The sequence below is a fragment of the Oricola thermophila genome, assembly GCF_013358405.1.
In the GTDB taxonomy this organism is placed as follows: Bacteria; Pseudomonadota; Alphaproteobacteria; order Rhizobiales; family Rhizobiaceae; genus Oricola; species Oricola thermophila.
This window is the reverse complement of the sequence record NZ_CP054836.1, coordinates 3,536,291-3,554,551: the sequence shown is the minus strand read 5'-3', so window position 1 is coordinate 3,554,551 and position 18,261 is coordinate 3,536,291. Positions and strand designations below refer to the sequence as shown.

The 18,261-nt window shown below is 61.5% G+C and carries 16 protein-coding genes and 2 pseudogenes; 3 read left to right on the top strand and 15 right to left on the bottom strand.

Going from position 1 to position 18,261, the window contains the following annotated elements:
* Nucleotides 1-154: 154 nt before the first annotated feature.
* The 7 genes and pseudogenes from HTY61_RS17145 to HTY61_RS17115 form a co-directional block, all read right to left on the bottom strand.
* Entirely contained in the window at nucleotides 155-499 is a 345-nt protein-coding gene (locus tag HTY61_RS17145) for a hypothetical protein (protein WP_175277943.1), read from the bottom strand.
* Between the two features lie 285 nt (nucleotides 500-784).
* On the bottom strand, nucleotides 785-1,570 hold the full coding sequence (locus HTY61_RS17140; RefSeq protein ID WP_175277942.1) for an ATP-dependent metallopeptidase FtsH/Yme1/Tma family protein: 786 nt from the start codon (nucleotides 1,568-1,570) through the stop codon (nucleotides 785-787).
* Nucleotides 1,563-3,845, bottom strand: coding sequence for an AAA family ATPase (locus HTY61_RS17135; RefSeq protein WP_175277941.1), 2,283 nt, complete (start codon nucleotides 3,843-3,845; stop codon nucleotides 1,563-1,565). The genes HTY61_RS17140 and HTY61_RS17135 overlap by 8 nt, the downstream gene beginning before the upstream one ends.
* Nucleotides 3,842-4,354 (bottom strand): hypothetical protein, encoded by a 513-nt coding sequence (locus HTY61_RS17130; protein ID WP_175277940.1) that lies wholly within the window; start codon nucleotides 4,352-4,354, stop codon nucleotides 3,842-3,844. The genes HTY61_RS17135 and HTY61_RS17130 overlap by 4 nt, the downstream gene beginning before the upstream one ends.
* A 90-nt stretch (nucleotides 4,355-4,444) precedes the next feature.
* Nucleotides 4,445-5,428, bottom strand: a complete 984-nt coding sequence (locus HTY61_RS17125) for a hypothetical protein (RefSeq protein ID WP_175277939.1) — start codon at nucleotides 5,426-5,428, stop codon at nucleotides 4,445-4,447.
* A 176-nt stretch (nucleotides 5,429-5,604) separates the two neighbouring features.
* A complete protein-coding gene (locus HTY61_RS17120) occupies nucleotides 5,605-5,823 on the bottom strand; it encodes a hypothetical protein (protein ID WP_175277938.1) in 219 nt (72 codons plus the stop codon).
* A gap of 356 nt (nucleotides 5,824-6,179) precedes the next feature.
* Nucleotides 6,180-7,177, bottom strand: a pseudogene (locus HTY61_RS17115) (IS3 family transposase); the annotation flags it as partial.
* A gap of 65 nt (nucleotides 7,178-7,242) precedes the next feature.
* Here HTY61_RS17115 and HTY61_RS17110 point away from each other — a divergent pair.
* On the top strand, nucleotides 7,243-8,262 hold the full coding sequence (locus HTY61_RS17110) for an IS110 family RNA-guided transposase (protein WP_175277937.1): 1,020 nt from the start codon (nucleotides 7,243-7,245) through the stop codon (nucleotides 8,260-8,262).
* A gap of 230 nt (nucleotides 8,263-8,492) precedes the next feature.
* Here the strand turns inward: HTY61_RS17110 and HTY61_RS17105 are convergent.
* Nucleotides 8,493-8,627 (bottom strand): annotated as a pseudogene (locus HTY61_RS17105) (IS3 family transposase); the annotation flags it as partial.
* A gap of 463 nt (nucleotides 8,628-9,090) precedes the next feature.
* Here HTY61_RS17105 and HTY61_RS17100 point away from each other — a divergent pair.
* Nucleotides 9,091-9,960, top strand: a complete 870-nt coding sequence (locus HTY61_RS17100) for a hypothetical protein (protein WP_175277936.1) — start codon at nucleotides 9,091-9,093, stop codon at nucleotides 9,958-9,960.
* A 29-nt stretch (nucleotides 9,961-9,989) separates the two neighbouring features.
* Nucleotides 9,990-11,089 (top strand): IS3 family transposase gene (locus HTY61_RS17095; RefSeq protein ID WP_175277935.1). Its coding sequence is split into 2 segments (ribosomal slippage): nucleotides 9,990-10,251 and nucleotides 10,251-11,089, totalling 1,101 coding nucleotides; the frame shifts between segments, so codons are not numbered across the junction.
* A gap of 307 nt (nucleotides 11,090-11,396) precedes the next feature.
* Here the strand turns inward: HTY61_RS17095 and HTY61_RS17090 are convergent.
* From HTY61_RS17090 to HTY61_RS17060, 7 genes are all read right to left on the bottom strand, one after another.
* A complete protein-coding gene (locus tag HTY61_RS17090; RefSeq protein WP_175277934.1) occupies nucleotides 11,397-12,239 on the bottom strand; it encodes a class II fructose-bisphosphate aldolase in 843 nt (280 codons plus the stop codon).
* Nucleotides 12,240-12,242: 3 nt separating this feature from the next.
* Nucleotides 12,243-13,172 (bottom strand): PfkB family carbohydrate kinase, encoded by a 930-nt coding sequence (locus HTY61_RS17085; RefSeq protein ID WP_197945329.1) that lies wholly within the window; start codon nucleotides 13,170-13,172, stop codon nucleotides 12,243-12,245.
* 62 nt (nucleotides 13,173-13,234) lie between these two features.
* Nucleotides 13,235-14,254: a LacI family DNA-binding transcriptional regulator gene (locus tag HTY61_RS17080; protein ID WP_175277932.1), complete on the bottom strand. Its 1,020-nt coding sequence runs from the start codon at nucleotides 14,252-14,254 to the stop codon at nucleotides 13,235-13,237.
* 9 nt (nucleotides 14,255-14,263) lie between these two features.
* Nucleotides 14,264-15,304 carry an alcohol dehydrogenase catalytic domain-containing protein gene (locus tag HTY61_RS17075; RefSeq protein WP_210268617.1) on the bottom strand — a complete coding sequence of 347 codons (1,041 nt, stop codon included), beginning with the start codon at nucleotides 15,302-15,304 and terminating at the stop codon, nucleotides 14,264-14,266.
* A gap of 17 nt (nucleotides 15,305-15,321) precedes the next feature.
* Complete coding sequence (locus HTY61_RS17070; protein ID WP_175277930.1) at nucleotides 15,322-16,605, bottom strand: TRAP transporter large permease; 1,284 nt, start codon at nucleotides 16,603-16,605, stop codon at nucleotides 15,322-15,324.
* Entirely contained in the window at nucleotides 16,602-17,075 is a 474-nt protein-coding gene (locus HTY61_RS17065) for a TRAP transporter small permease (protein WP_175277929.1), read from the bottom strand. The genes HTY61_RS17070 and HTY61_RS17065 overlap by 4 nt, the downstream gene beginning before the upstream one ends.
* A 52-nt stretch (nucleotides 17,076-17,127) precedes the next feature.
* Nucleotides 17,128-18,087 carry a sialic acid TRAP transporter substrate-binding protein SiaP gene (locus HTY61_RS17060; protein ID WP_175277928.1) on the bottom strand — a complete coding sequence of 320 codons (960 nt, stop codon included), beginning with the start codon at nucleotides 18,085-18,087 and terminating at the stop codon, nucleotides 17,128-17,130.
* Nucleotides 18,088-18,261: the final 174 nt, after the last annotated feature.

The window sequence follows — 18,261 nt, the reverse complement described above, 5'->3', positions numbered from 1 at the left end:
GGCACATGGTGACTGACAGCCTTCCTTCCCGCGCGGTGCACCACGGTTCCGGTTCGGGGCCTCCCCTCCCCGCTTCCGGATCACGACATCTCGCCGCCCCTATCGCTGGCTTCACCACACCTGTTCTCGCCGTTCGGCGGCTCACTCTTGCGGATTACGTAGCCCCGTCTTTCGTCCCGCCGACTACGTCTTTGCCGTTGTCCCCGTCCTCCGGGAACCTGCGCTGGAAGTCCCAGCCACGCCTGTAGCGCTCGACGAGCTCGTCGAATGCCTCGTCGCACTTCTTGCGATCGAAGCCCTGGGCGACCAGGATCGGGATGACACGGTCCCCGAGACGGTCGAGCTGCTGCTCATCCTGCATGGTCTCGCGGATCGCCCAGTGCAACGCCGCCCGGGCGATGTCGTCGCGCGACGGCTTGCGCGCCGCGCGCAGCCGCCTGCGGTATTCCCGCTGCCGCTCGCGTTGCCGCCTCAGCCGTTCCTCGCGTGACTGCGCCATGCCGCTCTCCTCGTTCCTCCGTTCTCGCACCCTTGCGCCTGCCGCCGGACCCGCCGCCCTTGCCGCGGACCCCGGCCCGCGCAAACGCCGTTTGTGCCAGTAACGGAATTCTCCGTTACGGAATCGTTGTTCACGCGTGTTGAATCGGATTTCCCGGGCACCGAATCGAATGACCGTAGTCCGGAATCGAAAGAGCACAAATTGAATCGGTTTGCGGGCAAGGTGAGACGACTTCCCCGCAACCTGTTTCGGGTTGCGGCCAGGAGGCTGACGACCGGATTGCAGTCATGGAACGGAACCACCCCTTCCCTCTCTCTCCGGCAACAGCCTGTGTAGATCCTCGCCTTCCAGCACCTCCACTTCGAGCAGCCGTGCGGCCAGATCGATCACGGCATCGCGGTTTTCGCGAACGATGCGGCATGCCTGTCTCTCGGCCCGGCGCAGACGGCGGTCGATGCGGCGGACCAGCCCCTTCGCCTGTCCCCCCAGCAGCATGAACGGCTCGATGCGCCGATGAAGCAGCGGCCGTGTTCGTGCAAGACCGAGGACCGTCTCGATGTCGGCGGCAAGTTTCGTGGCCTGGGCAAGATCGCTGTCATGATCCCCGCCCGCCCCCGCCGAGACCGTGCCCAGAATGACGCGTTCGGCCGCACGGCCCGCCAAGAGGACGGCAAGCCGGGCCATGAGGCGCGGCTCGACCTGCTCATCTGCCGTGGTCTCCTCGGACCAGACATGCCCGGCCTCGTTTGACGTGACCGCGATGCCGACACTGCGGATGCGACCGATGCCGAGCAGGTGACCGACAATCGCGTGGCCCGCCTCGTGGATCGCGGCGCGACGCCGGAGGCCATCCGTGATCTTCGGCCGCCCGGCTTCGAGCAGGCGTTCCAGGTCCGTCCATGACAGCGGCCGCTGTTCGCGGCGCGCCATGGCACGGGCCTCCCTGACCAGCCGCTCGATATCGGCGCCCGAGAAGCCCGCCGTCTTCAATGCAAGACGGCGCAGCAGCGTTTCCGCGGTCGCGGCCGCATTTGCCAGGTATCGTTCTCGTAGTGCTGCAGCTTCATTCATCGGTTCGTCCTGCTCCCCTGTCCGATCCCGATCCTCTTCTGCCGATCCACGCACCGATCCGTCCGCGCCATCCCCGGCGCCTGGCCACCTCCCTTCGCAGCGCCTCGGCGGCACTCGATCCGGCATTCCTACCGTCGGCTCCGCTTTCCGGTTCCGTGTCATCGTGGTCATCGACGTTTGTCGGTTTCGCGGGCGGTGCCGTCGCCAGCACGTTGACGAGATCGCTTGCCAGGTGATGTGCAAGAATGCCGATGCGGGCGTCCGTATCCGGCAATCCGATCCGGACATGGCGCTCGAGACGGCCGGAGCGCAGCAAAGCCGCATCCAGCTGTTCGGGCCTGTTGGTCGCGCCGACCATGATGATGCCCTCGCGTTCCTTTGCGCCGTCGATCAGTTCGAGCGCCCTGTTGACGACCGAGTTCCAGTAGTCGGCGTGCTCGCGGTCGAACGACTGGCGACTGCCCAGCGCGTCGATCTCGTCGATGAACAGGATGACGGGCTTCTTCTTCTCCGCCTCCTCGAAGGCCAGCTTCATGCGCCTGATCACGGAGCCGAGATAGCCCGGTTCCAGCCAGGTCGTGACGGAGGTGATGAGCAGCGGGATCTGCAGCGTGTTGCAAAGAGCCCTTGCGAAGGTCGTCTTGCCCGTGCCCGGCGGGCCCGACAACAGGATGCGGGTGCTCATGGCCGACCAGTCGAGCTTTCCCTCGCGCCAGAGCGCAAGATCATGCTTCACCCCACGGGCCCAGTCCGCGGCCTCGCCATATCCGGACAGGGTCTCGAGACCGAGATACGGCCCGGCAGCAGGCGGCTTGCCGACCCTGTCGGGTCCGGACTGCCCGTCCCTGCTGCTACCGGGTGCGGGCGGTTCTTCCGGCTTGATCAGCTCGCTGCCCGACGAACCCTCGTCGCGGCGCGACCAGGAGCTGCCGCCCTTGCCGATGCCGTCATCGTTCTCGTCTTCATTGGCGGCATCCTCGCGGCGTCGCTCGGCAAGCCGCGCCAGCGCGGCAATCGCATGATCCCGGCCGACGCCCGGACGGATCGCGGCGGTGAGATCGGCCAGCGTCAGCATCGAGCAATCGCCGATCCGCGCGCAGGCATCCGCATCAGTCTCTTCATTCGGGTCGACGGCCGCGTTTCCGATCACTTCCTCGATCACCCGACCGACAATGCACGCATCGAGCGGTCCGATGGACAGGTCGAGGTTGGTTGCAGCGGCAAGTTCGGCCGGGAGTTTGCGCTTTCCCTCCGCGATCGCGAGGATCGGCATGTTCGAGGAGACCGCCTGCGCGACATCGACCGCCAGGTCTTCGCCTTTCTCCGCATAGGCACGGTCGCGGCTGCGGAAGGCGATGATCGGCCGCCCCTCATCCGGACCGTCGGGATTCACGTATCGTCCGTAGTCGTGGAAAGAATAGCCTCCATATGACTTCACTGCCCGCGGCAGGATCACCCCGTCATGCAGCAGCCGGACCAGGGCATTCTCGACACCTGCGACCTGCGAGCGGATCGTGACGATCGGCGTCGGGGCCGCGAGACGCTCCCGCAGGACCTCCCATGAGAGACCGCTTTGCGAGACGGCGCGCGCCAGCAGCAGCACCGTCGCGACGTCGACCGGATCGGGCGACAGCCCGCACGCGCGCACGGCCCGCACGAAGCGTTCGCGCAGATCCGGGTCGATCGGTTGACCACGGCGCCCGGCAGGCTTGCGGGACGAGCGTCTTTTCCTTGCCGGGTCTTTTGCGGCACCGGATCCCGTCTCCTCGCGCATCAGAGAGGCGATTTCCGCCGTGGCCGAGAGCGCGCGTCTTGTCCTGTCCTCCGCGCCCGCCGTCCCTGTCCTCTCTGTCGATGCCCTGACCTTCCCGGCAGTCTTGCCGCGACCGTCGACGGCGGCAGCGGCACGCCCCTTCTTCCGTCCGCCTCGACGCGCCTTTGCGGCCCGCAATTCCGCCGTGATCGCTTCCAGCTCGCGATCGATGTCGATCGGGGCATCCGCGAAGGGCGCCAGGCGACGACCGCCTGACCTTGTTGTCCCCCTGCCCTGTCCTGCCGAACGCAGCCTCGCAGGCAGCCCGAGCCTGCGCCGAAGGACGGCAAGCGGCACGGTGACGACGTCGACGATGACGTCGTAGACCGCTATCGCCGCAGCGGCGACCTTCACCTCGGAGCGCAGCAGCATGCCGCCAGCGACCGCAAGACGGAGTGCCTGGGCTCCTGCCCGGTGGCGAAGCCGCCTCAGGAAGAAGGTTGCAAGGCGCTCTTCGCTCAAGACAGCCTCCCGGGCCTGGCATCCGAACCGCCATCACGCGCAGGATCTTCAACCAGCCCCCGACGATGCAGCCGCTCGAGCATCATCCGGCAAGCCTCGTCACCCCTTCCTGCCCCCGCCTCGACCATCCGGGCGATGGATTGCGGAAAGCGCGCCTTTCCGGCACGGGCAAACCGTTCGTAGCGAAGCGCGAGCGCGACGGCGACCGCCGGATCGTCGACGGGTTTCGTGGCGCAGTCGCACGTCACGATCAGGCCGCGGCGCATCCTGGCGATGCAGTCCTGGCTGTGGCCCATTGCGGCATACATCGCGTTCAACGGGCTGTCGGAAGCCTGCATGGCCAATGTATGGTGGTCGACACGGTCCCCTTCGTCGGCAGCAAGTTGTACCTCATGGCGCTGGCGCGTCTCGCGCAGCCAGGGCGCAAAAGCCTGCAGGCCGGAATGAGTACGCCTGTTCTGCATGTCTGCGTCATCACGTTTCGGGGTCTGTCGGTCTCGTTCGATCATCGTCTTGTTGCTCCTGTTCTCTCGCCTCAGCCGACCTGCCGCTCTGCGGGCGGACCAGCCGCGAGCATGTTCGTTCGGTCGGGACTGCAGTCAGTGCCGGGTTGCAGTGGCGGATGATGGCTGCGCCTCGCGCCTGGCCATGCCCGGGATCGCGAAGCCGACCCGGCGCGCCCTGCCCTGTGCCTTTGCCATGCTGGCTGCCGCACCCTTCGTGTCGGGTTCGTCATCCGTAGAGGTGTCGGTATTGCTGTCGGATCTCGGCTCGCCGTCCGGCGCATCCGCCCCGATGCCGGAACGCCGTTTCCCGGTCCCGACTCCCCCGGACGCATCCGGCAGCAGCCGATCCATTTCCTGTTCGATGCGTAGTGCGAAGCGATCGCGCAGGTCCGCCATCCGGACGGCAAGGCCCGGAACATCGAGCACCTGTTCCAATGCGGCGAGCGGCATGATTCCGGTTTCGGGCTCGTCGAAAGCGCCGGAGGCATCGAGGATCGCGATCCGCGTGCAGGCCACGCCGTGAACCCTGGCCCGCATCGACAGCCAGTCCGGCGCGACCAAGGCGGCGGCCTTGAGCCGCGTCATCAGGGCCCTGATGCGACTGATCTTGTTGTCGATGGCCCGCTTGATGTCGAGGAGATAGGCCGTCATGGACCGCCGATCGAGCACGACCAGGTCCGGCATGTAGCTGTCCTCGGCATAAACCCGCGAGGGCAACCGGATGCCTTCCAGCGTCGACCAGTCATTGCCTTGCAATGCCTCGAACGCGGCCGCCACCAGCGGAAACGGACGATCGAGCCGGATGACCTGCAAGTGCGGTTCGGCCTCGCACATCAGGATCGCCGCGTCCTCGATCAGCCTTGCCTCGTGCCCATAGGCAAGATGGGCAAGCGCGATCGTCTCGCCATGGCGGCCGAACATCGGATCCGGCTTGCGTTCCACGGACAACATTCCCGCGACCGTCGCCTCGAGAAGGTCATCCAGGCGGCGGTCGAGTTCGGGCGTCTCGTCACTCGGCGAAGTCCGGCGTTCGGCAAGGGCGGGTCTGGCGCGTCGGTTGCTGTTTGCTCTGGTCATGCGTTCGGTTCTCTCGTCGGCAAAACGGCAGGCGCACGGGGGGCCAAGGGGAAAGACGCGCAAGCGCCCTTCCCCGGCGGACATCGGTCCCGGGCCGTGGCTCCCGCGCCCGCGTCTTGCGCGCGGGGTACGGGATTGCCGTTCGATGCGTGGTTTCCTGTGTCGAAGTCTGCCCGTCAGGCAGTCGCGGGCCTGGCGGCCGGGCCACGGCCAAGCGATGGCGGCGGATCGCGATCCGGACGCCGCTCATCAATGCATGCGTCAGCCCGGCCCGTTTCGAGCGCCGTCACGACCGCGCCGAAGATGGTTTCCAGCTGGCGGCGCATCGCGGCGCGCCGCCGTTCGGCCTCGCGGCCGCCTTCCCGCAAGGGGATCGATTGGATATCTGTCTTCACAGCCCGATTCCTTCCATATCAAGGTCTTGGGTCAGGCCCCTTTCGGTGCGCCAACACCGTCGGGGGCCGCTCCGGTCAATTCCGGAACACCCGCACCCTGGCAGGATCCGAAACGGATCTGAGCCCCCAAAATGAGCCCAGCCCCGACTTCCCGATCACATGGTTAACGCCGGGCTCACGAAAGGCGAAAACGGCCTTGCAAGCCCGGCCCGTTTCCGGCGCGGAAAAGTTTTCGGCGGCAAATCCGGGACAAGGCCGGATCCGAACAGCAAGCCTGCAACGGCACGACGACGGGCTTTCCTCACCCCGCGACTTCGTAGGCTGATCTGCCCCACCAGAGTGGTTCAGTTTGATTGTTAGTGCATGGCCGGTCTTCGGTCCATCGGGACGATGGTTTCCGGCGCCGGTGGGCGGTAGCCCAAGGCACTGTGCGGTCTCTTGGTGTTGTAGTGCTTCCTCCATTTTTCGATCAGGATCTGAGCGTCGCGCAGGCTGTAGAAGATCTCGCCGTCGAGCAGTTCATCGCGGAACCGGGCATTGAAGCTCTCGCAATAGCCGTTCTCCCAAGGCGAGCCTGGTTCGATGTAAGCCGTCGTGGCGCCGACGGCCGTGACCCAGTCGCGGACTGCATTGGCAACGAACTCCGGGCCGTTGTCGGAACGTATGAACGCAGGCACACCGCGCAGGATGAACAGGTCGCTCAAGGCGTCGATGACGTCGGTCGAGTTCAGCCTTCGTTTGACCCGGATCGCCAGGCACTCCCGGCTGAACTCGTCGAGGATGTTCAAGGTTCGGAACACCTTGCCGTCATCGGTCCGGCAATGCACGAAGTCGTAGCTCCACACATGGTTGCGATACTCGGGCCGGAGACGGACGCATGAGCCGTCATTCAACCAGAGCCGCCCCTTCTTCGGTTGTTTTGCTGGCACTTTCAGCCCCTCCCGCCGCCACAGTCGCTCGACACGCTTGTCGTTCACCTGCCAGCCCGCATCCCTCAACAGAGCCGCAATCCGGCGATAACCATAGCGACCATATTGGCGAGCCAGTTCGATCATGTCCGCGACAAGACGCTCTTCATCGGCTCGTCCCTGCGGTCTGCGTCGTTGCGTGGAGCGATGCTGCCCCAGGACGCGGCAGACACGACGCTCGGAGAGCTTCATTTGGCTGCGCACACGATCAATGCAGGCACGGCGACGGGCGGGGCTCAGAAGTTTCCCCGTGCGGCCTCCGCCAGGATCAACTTGTCCAATGTCAGGTCGGAGACAGCCTTGCGGAGACGCTCATTCTCCTTTTGCAGCCGTTTGAGCTCTTTCAGTTGGTCGGTTCCCATGCCGCCATATTGCTTGCGCCACCTAATGGGATGGACGGCTCTCCCTCCACCTCGGCAGACTTCGGCCGTCGACATAAAAGGAGAGAAGCATGACCGCCATAGACATCCTCGGCATCGATATCGCGAAGAACGTCTTTCAACTGCATGGAGCCGATCGACGAGGCCGCCCGGTTTTCAAACGACGAGTGATGCGCGATCAACTCCTCGGTGTACTTAGCGGCATCGAGCCATGCACCATCGCGATCGAAGCCTGCACCGGCGCGTTCTGCTGGGCGCGGAAGTTCGAGGAACTCGGGCATCGAGTGAAGATCGTAAGCCCGCAATATGTGAAGCCGTTCGTGAGGGGACAAAAGAACGACGGAAACGATGCCGAGGCAATCTGCACCGCGGTGCGCCAGCCGCATATTCCACTTGTGCCAAAGAGAACCAAAGAGCAGCAGGACATTCAGGCTTTGCATCGCGCCAGGCAGCGCCTTGTAAACCACCGTACGGCGACGATCTGCCAGATTAGAGGACTGCTCCTCGATCGCGGCATCGCTTTTGGCAAGTCAATCACCAAAGCGCGGCGGATGGTCCCTGATATTCTCAGCGACATGAACAACGAATTGAGCGAGATGGCTCGTGATGCCATCGCCGAACTATGGGATCTGTTCTGCAATCTCGATCGGCGTATCATTTCCTTCGACAAGAAGATCGAAGCGGTCTTCAGGGCGAGTCCAACCTGCCAGCGGATCGCCAAGATCAAGGGTGTTGGGCCGAAAACTGCGACCGCGATTGTAGCGGCGATCGGGGATGGTCGGGAGTTCCGAGACGGCCGCCACCTCGCGGCCTGGCTTGGTCTTGTGCCGCGTCAGCATTCGAGCGGCGACAAGCGGGTCATGCTCAGCATCTCAAAGCGAGGAAGCCAGCATCTACGTACGCTGCTGGTCCACGGGGCACGGGCGGTCGTCCGAACCGCGCCTAACAAAGATGACCAGATGAATGTCTGGGTCAACGATCTTCGGGAGCGGCGCGGGTTCAACCGAGCCACGGTCGCGGTCGCCAACAAGAACGCACGGATCATCAGGGCTGTGCTTCGAACGGGCGAACCATACCGCGCCGCAATCTGAAGAACATGACGCTGATTGCAAGACGACGAAGAAATGGACTGCCGGGATCGAACCGGTGCGCGACGAGCCTGACTATTATCGCGGCCCCTGAGGCCTACCAGCTGTAGAGGCGCGCGCATGCGGATACCCCATTTGGGCGCTCCGACCCTCGGTCGGCTGACGCCGGATAGATGTTTGCAACGGATCCAGGTAGCCAGATCAATGTCACCCTTGCAACGGGAGAGCCGTCCATAGAGGTAGTAGGTCTGCTCGGTTATACGAACCTCCCGGATCGCATCGATCCGCGCCGTTCCCTGGCCGACAAGAACCTCAACCTGCCGCAGCTTCGTGACAATCTCTTCCGGTTTGTGTCGTTTGTTTCCCATCTTTGGTCCTCCGTTTTCCTAAACATAACGGCGGACCACTTCATTGGGGGAGGATCACATAATTGTTTCAATTTTTTGGGTGGTACGAAGCGCCTATGGGCGCGACTCGCTCAAACCCAAAACGCAATTTGAGTGGCAGGGGCGACAGCTGACTATGCCCGGATGAACACTCGCGGCTAGGCGGCGGCCTCACGCGCTATGATCGGCCGCAACCAGGTCACCGCGCCAATCTTCTTGCTGGTCCCGCAGGTGAAGCTGCCGAAGCGGCTCGACCTCGACCGGGATACCGCGCGCGCACGACAGCGTGCCGGGGTTGATCGTGGCGAACTGGGTGGAGGAAAAGTTGTTGGATTAGTTGCGGTTGGTCACTTGACGTTGGATTGGGCGACGGTGACCTTGCCTCCAAGAGGTAGTGACCATCGGGCAACCTGTCGAATCGAGACAAACTTCGATGGAGGTACAATTGTTTAAGTGGATGTTTGGCGGGCAAAGGGTGGCTAGGCCCGAAGGATACGATGAAGGCCGGAAGCTTTTTGAGCTAGGGATGGCACATGCCAGCCGATATGAATGTGAGAAGGCGCTCGACTATTACGCTAGGTCAATTTCCATTTGCAAGAATCCGGCCCCCTACATCAATAGGGCCAACATTCTTTGCAAGAGGATTCGGTACCACGAGGCTCTACAAGATCTTCTTGAGGCCCAGAGACTTGACAGGGCTCTAGCAAACGAATTTTCGTATGTTCTGCGACGCGAAATTGCAACTGCAGAAGCAGTTACTCATCTGTATCGTAACGGCGTACGGGAAAAGCTCATAAGCGATTTTGAGGACAACGGCGAAGACTACGTTGTAGGAAAAATATTCTGCGCCTCGTTTGGTTTCCGTCATAGAGCGTGGAAGGACGGGTTTGTTCTGCCGACGATCGCAGAGTTCCACTTCTTCAATGAGCTGGACAATGTGAGGAAATTTGACAGGTTGGACCTTTATCCCGAGGTTTCTGAATATCTAGACCTGTATCCGGAAGAGTTTATTGACCAGAAAGTGGCTAATTGCCCTGACGATGAAGCCTACAGAAAGGCAGAACTTACCTTACACTCTTTCCTGTGTGTCTACGACGAAAAGACCATGATCCGCCTTCGGCGTGTCATGCTCTACAGTTTGCACGAAAGGCTTCTAGACAATGACTATCCTGAGGTCACGGGGAGTTTGACCGATCCTATGCCGTCAGTCATCAAAGAAGCTTACAGCTTTGTGTACGGGGAAGATTATAATAGTGATCGAGATGACGATGACGATTGTGACCTGGGCCCCGTTTCCTCTTCCGATTTGAGGTAGAGTCCGTCCCAACGAAGGAGACGGACAGCATGAAGAGATCACGGTTCAGCGAAGAGCAGATCATCGCGATCCTGAAGCAGCAGGAGAGCGGCATGGCCACGGCGGACGTTTGCCGGGAGCATGGAATCAGCTCGGCGACGTTTTACAAATGGAAGGCGAAGTTCGGCGGGTTGGAGGTGTCGGACGCCCGGCGGCTCAAGGCGCTCGAAGATGAGAACGCGAAGCTGAAGAAGCTGCTGGCCGAGCAGATGCTGGACAACGCGATGCTGAAAGATATCGCCTCGCGAAAGTGGTAACGCCCGCAGCCAGGCGGGATGCCGTGGCGCATCTGTGTGAAGCGCATCAGGTGAGCCAGCGGCGGGCGTGTTCTGTTCTGGGCGTTGATCGGTCGAGCGTGCGGTATCGCAGCGTGCGTCCTGACGATGCCGACCTGCGCGAGGCGATGAAGGCTGTCGCCGCCGCGCGCCGTCGCTTCGGCTATCGACGGGTGCATGTGATGCTGGAGCGGCAGGGCTGGCAGGTGAACCTGAAGAAGCTGAGGCGGCTCTACGCGGAAGAGAGGTTGCAAGTGAAGAAACGCGGCGGCCGGAAGCGCGCCGTTGGAACTCGCAGGCCGATGCTGGTTCCGGAACGGCCAAAAGAACGCTGGAGCCTGGATTTCGTCTCGGACGCCTTCACTGACGGGCGGCGGTTTCGGGTGCTTGCCATTGTGGATGATTTCAGCCGGGAATGCCTGGCGCTGGTCGCCGACACCTCGCTCTCAGGGCTGCGCGTCACGCGGGAGCTGACGGCGATCATGGCCCGGCGCGGGAGGCCTGGAACGATTGTCAGCGACAATGGCACGGAACTGACCAGTATGGCGGTGCTCAGATGGTGCCAGGAAACCCGGATCGACTGGCACTACACCGCGCCCGGAAAGCCTATGCAGAACGCCTTCATCGAGTCGTTCAACGGCAGCTTCCGGGATGAACTCTTGAACGAAACCCTGTTCTCGTCGCTGACCGAGGCCCGCAAGAAAATCACCGCATGGAAGGAGGACTACAACCGACACAGACCCCACTCGTCCCTGGGCAATCTCACGCCGCAGGAGTTTGCAATGAAATCGAGACTGGAAACGAAGGCCGCATGAGGCCAGAAATCAACCGACGGATTCTCCTGAAGGCTGGAGGGAAGTCGGGTCTCAGGTCACCACCTTTGTCGAGCACTACAATCATTTCCATTATCCCAAGAGCCTTGGCGGTCTTGCCCCGTTCCGATGTCTACTTCGGACACACTCAAACCATTGAGTAGCTATGCTTGCTTCACTGTAAATTTGTCGCAAAATGTGAGTACCCTGATGGGCTAGGGCTTCCGCCAAATCAGCTGGTCCCTAGTCCCAGGACCTTTGGCCACAGACAGAGCGACGACCACTCCATCTATGCAGGACAAATAACTCTTCAAGCGGCGCTACCCTCCGGCAGAAGATTGGCCAGGACAGGGGCAGTTCTTTCCGCAATCGGGTCAATCAGGGATTTCAGAATCTCGATCCGGTCGAAGACGTCCGGATCGGATGCGAGCCGTTCACGCAGGGTGTGACCGAAGGCCAAGCGAAGCTCCGTGCCGATGTTGAACTTGGCGACACGTGTGTGGAGAGCAATTTCACGCCGCTGTGCAGCGGGAATCCCACTTCCCCCGTGCAGGACGAGGGGTGTGGGAACTGCCGCCTCGATTGCGCGAATGACAGCCATGTCCGCCGGAACGGTGTCGGTCTGGCTAAGATGGGTGTTTCCGGCCGAAATTGCCAAGGCGTCCACGGGTGCCTGTTCGATAAAAATGCGCGCCTCGTCTGGGCTGGTACCGACTGACTCTTTCGCCCCGACATAGCCCACGATGCCAAGCTCCGCCTCGACGCTGACGCCAGCGGCGCGCGCGGCTGTCAACACCTGACGCGTGTTCTCTATGTTTTCGGCTAACGGCAGAGCGGAACCATCATACATTACGGAAGTAAATCCCGCATCAATGGCATCCAGACAATCCTGCGGCGTCTTGCCATGATCGAGATGAGCTACAACAGGTACTTTAGCCCCTTCCGCCAGAACACGGAACATTTCCGAAAGGACGGATAACGGAGTGTGCGCCCTGCATCCGGGACCAGCCTGCAATATTACCGGACAGCCCACTTTCTCGGCTGCGCGAACATAAGCGCATGCATCTTCCCATCCAAGAACAACAACGCCGGCAAGCGCGCCGCCGTCGGAGGCAATGCTGTCGAAGGCCTGTGTCAATGTCACTAGCGGCATGGATCAGCCCTTCGTCGGGTTTGTCATGGTCTGTTGTGCCATAAACTCAGTCACGTCTTCTTGGGTTGGCATGGCGTCGGCGCAACCTTTCCGCGATACGACGATAGCTGCTGCCGCCGAACCCCGGGCGATACTGTCCTTCAAAGCAAGACCGGTGTAGTGAGCGGCGAGGAAAGATGCCAAGAAAGCATCTCCCGCCCCTACCGGTTTCAACGCTGAAACGGGATAGATCCCGGTGCGCAGCCTTTCCTGACCATTGAAGGAAACTGCGCCTTGCTGGCCCATTTTGTAGATGCACAGGCGAACGCCCTCGTCATGAAGGGCTTGAGCGAGATCCGGTTCGGGCCTCCCACGGCCATACATGACCGCGAACTCCAAGTCATTGCCGACGACTATTTGGCATTTGCGTGCTGCCGAATAACACACGGCGCTCGCCTCTTCCACACTACTCCAGGAATACGGACGGTAATCGAGATCCAGCACCACATCGGTTCCAGCTTGCCTCGCCCGGTCTACCGCACGCATCACGACTGCGCGCGAAGGTTCGCGCGCCAAGGCGGTGCCGGTCACCACCAATGCGTCAACTCCAGTGAAATCGACGCTCTCGGCGATATCCATCGACAGATCGAAATCGGCGGCTCCGTTGCGATAGATCAGTGTTTCGTGATCCTCGAGACGTGTCTCGGAAAGCGCCAAGGACGTGCGCGTCTCGGGTCCCGACCGGGCCACCAGTTCCTGACCGATACCCAGCGCGGCCATCCGGTTTGCGCAAAACCTTCCGACCGGATCATCTGACAGCGCGGTCATGAGACTGGCGCGACATCCGAGCCGCGACAGGCCCGCTGCGATGTTGGCCGCCGATCCGCCCAGCATGGCGGAGAAATCGACCGCATCGGCTATCTTGGTCCCGACGGGTTCGGGATACAGGTCCATGCCCGCGCGTCCAACCACGATGAAGCGGCATTGAGGCATTCTGGTTTCCGGGGCCATTTGTTCTACTCTTGTGCTGTTGTTTCGCGGGTCGTGTTACGCGCAATAAATTTCACCGGCACGACAACGCGAATCGAATGGTCCGGTTTCTCAACGAGCTGACGCACCCCCCTGACGGTGGCGGCTATGACAGCCTCCATGTTCTGCGCGATAGTGCTGAGCCGGTAGGGAGCCCAATTGGCCATTTCGATATTGTCATAACCGACAAGCTGATAATCATCCGGGGGAATCAAGCCGAATGTCTCACGCGCGACATCCATGAACCCCATGGCCATCATGTCGTTGCCGCAAAACACTCCGTCGGGCCGCGTGGATGCGGCGAAGAACTCGCGTGCCGCTCGAACGCCGCTGTCATAGCTGTGATCGCCCTCATGGGCTGCACATGCCACCATGCCCACGCGTTCCAATCCGGCAAGGAACCCGCGCATCCGCTCTTCACTGGCATCCGGATCGTTGACGCTTTGGCCGGATACGAATGCGATGTTGCGGCATCCGCGCGCGATCAGCACTTCCGCCGCCTTCAGCCCGCCACCATGGTGATCGCTGGTTATGTAGTTGGCAGCCAGCCCCTTTATACCCCCCCTGTTCAGGATCAGTGTCGGCGTGCCGCGCTGGGAACACAACGTCAGGACACTCGAAGGAGGACGGAAACCGGTCATAACGACGGCAGAAGGCAAATGGCTGAGGATCGCTTCGATCCGGGCGCTTATAGTGCGGGCGTTCGGCACTTGGAACACAAGAGGCAGATAGCCGTTGCGCTCCAGTTCGCGGATCAGGCGCGTCATGATGGCCGCGCGTACAGGATTGGTTACATCGCGCACCACCACGGCGATGACATGCGGGTATTCCCGCATGATCAGCCGTGCGGCCGACGTAGGGCGATAGCCCAGTTCGTGCGCCAGCTTGAGAATGCGCCGTCGAAGGTCGGGCGATATCCGTGACGCCGGGTCAAAAGCCCGCGATACCGTCGAACGCGACACCGACAGTCTTTTTGCGATATCCAGCGCGGTGACTTTGTCGGCCAAGCGCGCCCCCTAGCTTCCGGCACCCAGCAACAGGACTTTTATATGTCGTTCACTGTCGAAGGAGGCAGTGAAGGCCTTGTGCACCTCGGCGAGCCTGTAGCTACCGGTCACGATCGGGCCGGGATCGATGTGTCCATCCACAAGCATGGCGGCCGACCGTCCGAATACTCCGTTCTGTCTGAAGGTCGAGATCAGGTCGATTTCCCGGGTCGTCATATGGTTGAACGGCACCGTGCAATCCGTGGTCGGGATCATCCCGACAAGCACGGCTTTCCCGCCGCGGCGAACCATACGCACGCAGTCGTTGAATCCGGCCGTATTGCCTGATGCCTCGAATCCGATGTCAAAAGCGCCGCCAGCCGCGTCCAGGGCATTGATTGCGTCGCGCTGCGTCGGGTCGATCACGTCCGTTGCGCCCATCTTCAGCGCCGTGTCGCGACGAAAACCGCTAGGATCTGATACACAAATCCGCGCTGCACCGGCCGCTCGCGCAGTGGCAGCAATCAGGCAGCCGATCGTTCCGCCGCCGGTAATGACCACATCGCGGCCCAGCAGGGGGCCCGCTCGCTCAACGGCGTGAACGGCGACCGACAGCGGCTCGGTCACCACGACGATTTCGTGAGGGGTCCCGGCCGGGACTTTCACGCAACGCACTGCCTTGACGACAAAGGTATCGCGATAGCCCCCATCCAGGTGCGGGTCATGGCTTGCGGAACCCATGAACTGCACGTTGTGGCACAAATTGGCTCGTCCGGCCCTGCAGCCCGGGCACGAGCCGCAGGTAAGCGCCGGATCGACAACCACCCGGTCACCCGGCGCGAGGCCGGCTGCTTCCGGACCGGTTTCGATCACGTCGCCGCTCATTTCGTGTCCCAGTGCGAACGGAGCCTTGAGCACGAAATTCCCCATCCGGGCATGCCGGAAGTAGTGCTGATCCGATCCGCAGATGCCGGCTGCACCAAGACTGATGCGCACCTCGTCCGCGCCAAGCGGCTCGGGGCGAACCGGTTCATAGCGCAGGTCCTCGGGGCCATGCAGTACGGCACCCATGATCCGTTTCGGTTGTGTCACAGGGAACCTCCTTTCATGAAAGCGGGCAATGCGGTGCTGAGTGCCGGAATGAAGAGAAGTGCCAGCAGCGCGAGCAGGAGAGGAGCCGCGAACAGGAGCAGGCTGCGGCTTACGAATGCGGGCGTCACGCCAGACACTTTCGCAAGGACGAATATGACCATGCCGACTGGCGGAGTCAGCAAGCCAAGCATCAGATTGAACATGAAGAAGATGCCGAAATGAATCGGATCGATGCCGAGGGAATTCGCCGTCGGCAGCAATACCGGAACGAGGATCGTTATTGCGGCGATCATATCGAGGAAACAACCGACGACCAGCGTTACACCGGCCACCAGGAACAGAAACAGCACCGGGCTGTCGGTCATGCCGGTAACGATGTCCCGAACCAGCGCACCCACATTGTTCGCGGTCAGGAGCCAGGAGAAGATCGCGGAACCCGCCACGATAATCAGGATGGAAGAGGTGGTCGTTGCGGTTTCGCGGCTGAGGCGGACAAAATCCCCCCACTTCATCGTGCGAAACACGAAGGCGCTGAGCAGAATCGCATAGGCCGATGCGGCTACCGCCGCCTCGGTCGGGGTGAAGACTCCCAGAGTGATGCCGCCGATGATTATGACCGGCGTCAGCAACGGAAAGATCGCATGACGTGCACGTGAAAGCACCAGGCGCGGCTTGAACCGCTGGCTGGGCCGATAGCCTCTGCGACGTGCGATTACGAAAATCGTCAGACTCATCAGAAGCGCTATCAACAGGCCCGGAAGGATGCCGGCCAGGAACAGGCTGCCGATCGACTCGGATGCCACGACCCCGTAAATGATGAGCGGCAGTGACGGCGGAATCAGCGGGCCGATGATTGAACTGGCCCCGGTTATCCCGATCGTGAAATCGTCATCGTAACCGGCGTTGCGCATTGCCTTGACCTCGATTGCGCCCAAACCGCCGACATCCGCAACCGCAGCACCGGACATGCCGGAAAATATGACGCTGGCCGCAACATTCACGTGGCCCAGTCCGCCTTTCATCCAGCCGACCAGCGAATCGGCAAAGGCGAATATGCGTTCGGTGACGCCGCCCACATTCATGACCGAGCCGGCCAGGATAAAGAACGGGATAGCCAGAAGCGTGAAACTGTCCACCCCGTTGACCATGCGAAACAGCACCTGCGGCGAACCCAGGCCCTCGGTGACCAAAAGATAAGCCATCGAAGCGCCGACCAGGGCAAAGCCGATCGGCAGCCCTATCGCCAGAAGAACAGCGAGGGAAGCGAACAGGAGAATCATGAGCGGGGCTCCGAGCGAAGGCGCGCCGCGAGGCGATGGATTATTGCCAGCACATGCAGGCCTAGTCCGGCCAGCACGACGTAGTAGATGACAGACTTGGGCAGCGGCAGTGAACTCATGCTTTGCACGGACAGGCCGGCAAGTCGCCAAGCCTGCCAGGCCAGCACGCTGACGATAAGGAGCTGAATCAACTCGGCTGCGGCTTCCACCCAGGAGCGCACTTTGGCGGGCAGGCTCGCGGCCAGCAGGTCGATGGCGATGTGCTCGCCCAGCCGGGTTACGACCGGCAAACCCAGAAACGCCACCGAGATCATCAGATAGCGCGCCAGTTCTTCGGTCCAGCCCAGCGGCATGTTCAGGAAGTAACGCGAAAAGAACTGCGCGAAGACGACCGCGCCCAAGGCCCAGAAGAAGAAAAGCAACGCGCCATCCTCTGCGCGCGCGATCACCTTGTCTGCAAACCCGACCATCGACTCCTCCAACCAAGTTTTGCCGGGGACTCAAAGCCCCCGGCACCGATCATCAATCGGCAAGTGCGGTAACGCGGTCCACCAGGTCCTCGCCCCATTCGGCTTTCACCGCAGGGATGACGAGTTCGGCGAAGGGCGCACGGTCGACATCGACAATCTCGACATCATCGCCATTGCGGAACTTTTCGAAGAGTTCCTCCTCCCGCGCCACGATCTTGTCGCTGAACATTGCCGAGGCTTCGCGGGTGATATCGGTGAACAGCTCCTGCTCCTCGGTCGTCAGCCGATTCCAGAGCGGGCCGCCAAAGACCGACACCACGGACGAGGTGATGTGGCTCGTACGCGCAACGTAGTTCTGCACTTCGTAGAACTTGTTGGATTCGATGATGGTAATCGGGTTTTCCTGCCCTTCAACGACACCCTGCTGCAGCGCCAGATAGACCTCGGCAAAGGAAATCGGCGTGGGATTGGCGCCGACTGCCGTCGGGAAGATTTTCCAGAGCGGAGCATTGGCCACGCGGATCTTCATCCCCTTCATGTCTTCGGGCGTTTCGATCTTCTCCTGGGAACTTGTCTGGCGCGACCCGAAATAGAGGATCGAGGTCACCTTGTTGCCAGTCTTGTCGAAATAGCCCTGCGTCACCTCATCGAAGATGTCGCTGTCCTGATACTTCTTCCAGTGATCGTAGCTTTTCCAGATGAATGGCGCCTCGGAAATGGCCATCGGCTTGTAGAACTGGCCGAGGAAGGTCGGGCCGGTATAGGCCATCTGGATGCTGCCGATCTGCAGGCCTTCCGTGATGGTTTCCTCGTTGCCCAACTGAGAGCTCGGGAACACGTCGACATTGTATTTGCCGTCGGTGCGTTCTTCGATCTGCTCGGCGATCCATTCGGCGGCCTCGTTGTAAAGGGTGTTTGCCTCGTAGACGTGAGCGAACTTGAGCGTTTCCTGCGCCATCGCGGGTGTCGCGGCGAGGGCGAGGGCTGCGGTAAGGGTGGCGATATATTTCATGAATTCTCCTCCGGTGCAAAATGTGCAACGGCGCGCACCATATTCGGCGGTTTTTGGAATGATAGGGATTTCCTATGCAAAATTTGCACATTCTTGCGCCGATATGGCGCTGATCAGCCCCACCGAAGTGGTCCAGTTTGAGTGTTGGTGCATGACCAACCCCTGAGCCCATCG

What these genes read in the sequence shown, in the direction of transcription:
- HTY61_RS17145 (WP_175277943.1), bottom strand. Translation starts at nt 499, where the DNA reads ATGGCGCAGTCACGCGAGGAACGGCTGAGGCGGCAACGCGAGCGGCAG.
- HTY61_RS17140 (WP_175277942.1), bottom strand. Translation starts at nt 1,570, where the DNA reads ATGAATGAAGCTGCAGCACTACGAGAACGATACCTGGCAAATGCGGCC.
- HTY61_RS17130 (WP_175277940.1), bottom strand. Translation starts at nt 4,354, where the DNA reads ATGATCGAACGAGACCGACAGACCCCGAAACGTGATGACGCAGACATG.
- HTY61_RS17125 (WP_175277939.1), bottom strand. Translation starts at nt 5,428, where the DNA reads ATGACCAGAGCAAACAGCAACCGACGCGCCAGACCCGCCCTTGCCGAA.
- HTY61_RS17110 (WP_175277937.1), top strand. Translation starts at nt 7,243, where the DNA reads ATGACCGCCATAGACATCCTCGGCATCGATATCGCGAAGAACGTCTTT.
- HTY61_RS17090 (WP_175277934.1), bottom strand. Translation starts at nt 12,239, where the DNA reads ATGCCGCTAGTGACATTGACACAGGCCTTCGACAGCATTGCCTCCGAC.
- HTY61_RS17085 (WP_197945329.1), bottom strand. Translation starts at nt 13,172, where the DNA reads ATGGACCTGTATCCCGAACCCGTCGGGACCAAGATAGCCGATGCGGTC.
- HTY61_RS17075 (WP_210268617.1), bottom strand. Translation starts at nt 15,304, where the DNA reads ATGGGTGCCGTACTGCATGGCCCCGAGGACCTGCGCTATGAACCGGTT.
- HTY61_RS17070 (WP_175277930.1), bottom strand. Translation starts at nt 16,605, where the DNA reads ATGATTCTCCTGTTCGCTTCCCTCGCTGTTCTTCTGGCGATAGGGCTG.
- HTY61_RS17065 (WP_175277929.1), bottom strand. Translation starts at nt 17,075, where the DNA reads ATGGTCGGGTTTGCAGACAAGGTGATCGCGCGCGCAGAGGATGGCGCG.
- HTY61_RS17060 (WP_175277928.1), bottom strand. Translation starts at nt 18,087, where the DNA reads ATGAAATATATCGCCACCCTTACCGCAGCCCTCGCCCTCGCCGCGACA.